The organism is Teichococcus wenyumeiae (assembly GCF_003696345.1).
GTDB classification, from domain to species: Bacteria; Pseudomonadota; Alphaproteobacteria; order Acetobacterales; family Acetobacteraceae; genus Pseudoroseomonas; species Pseudoroseomonas wenyumeiae.
Genome location: NZ_RFLX01000153.1, coordinates 1 through 1193 on the forward strand (window position 1 = coordinate 1; position 1193 = coordinate 1193).

1 protein-coding gene is annotated in these 1193 nt (G+C 65.9%); it reads right to left on the bottom strand.

What is annotated here, in order from left to right:
- Position 1: 1 nt before the first annotated feature.
- Positions 2-1189: an elongation factor Tu gene (tuf, locus tag EBE87_RS28320; protein WP_120641291.1), complete on the bottom strand. Its 1188-nt coding sequence runs from the start codon at positions 1187-1189 to the stop codon at positions 2-4.
- Positions 1190-1193 lie beyond the last annotated feature (4 nt).

Here is a 1193-nt window from a genome sequence, read left to right on the forward strand (position 1 = left end):
CTTACGCGCTGATTTCGGCGACGACGCCGGCGCCGACGGTGCGGCCGCCTTCGCGGATGGCGAAGCGCAGGCCCTGGTCCATGGCGATCGGCGCGATCAGCTCGACGTTCATCGTCACGTTGTCGCCCGGCATCACCATCTCAACGCCGTCCGGCAGCGTCACCACGCCCGTCACGTCCGTCGTGCGGAAGTAGAACTGCGGACGATAGTTGGTGAAGAACGGCGTGTGGCGGCCGCCCTCTTCCTTCGTCAGCACGTAGGCTTCCGCCTTGAACTTGGTGTGCGGCGTGATCGAGCCGGGCTTCGCCAGCACCTGGCCGCGCTCCACGTCCTCACGCTTCGTGCCGCGCAGCAGCGCGCCGATGTTGTCGCCCGCCTCGCCGCTGTCCAGCAGCTTGCGGAACATCTCAACGCCGGTCACCGTCGTCTTCGTCGTGTCCTTCAGACCGACGATCTCGACTTCCTCGCCGACCTTGACGATGCCGCGCTCAATGCGCCCCGTCACCACCGTGCCACGGCCCGAGATCGAGAACACGTCCTCGATCGGCATCAGGAACGGCAGGTCCTTCGGACGCTCCGGCTGCGGAATGTAGGCGTCCACCGCCTCCATCAGCTTCAGGATCGCCTGCTCGCCCAGCTCGGGGGACTTGTCTTCCAGCGCCATCAGCGCCGAGCCCTTGATCACCGGAATGTCGTCGCCCGGGAACTGGTAGCTGCTCAGCAGCTCGCGCACTTCCATCTCGACCAGCTCCAGCAGGTCGGGATCGGCCATGTCGCACTTGTTCAGGAACACCACCAGGGCAGGCACGCCAACCTGGCGCGCCAGCAGGATGTGCTCGCGCGTCTGCGGCATCGGGCCGTCAGCCGCCGACACCACCAGGATCGCGCCGTCCATCTGCGCCGCGCCCGTGATCATGTTCTTCACGTAGTCGGCGTGGCCCGGGCAGTCCACATGCGCGTAGTGACGGTTCGCCGTCTCGTACTCAACGTGCGCCGTCGAGATCGTGATGCCGCGCGCCCGCTCTTCCGGCGCCTTGTCAATCTGGTCGTACGCCGTGAACGACGCACCGCCCGACTTGGCCAGAACCTTGGTGATCGCCGCCGTCAGCGACGTCTTGCCATGGTCCACATGCCCGATCGTGCCAATGTTGCAGTGCGGCTTGTTCCGCTCAAACTTAGCCTTCGCCATCGTC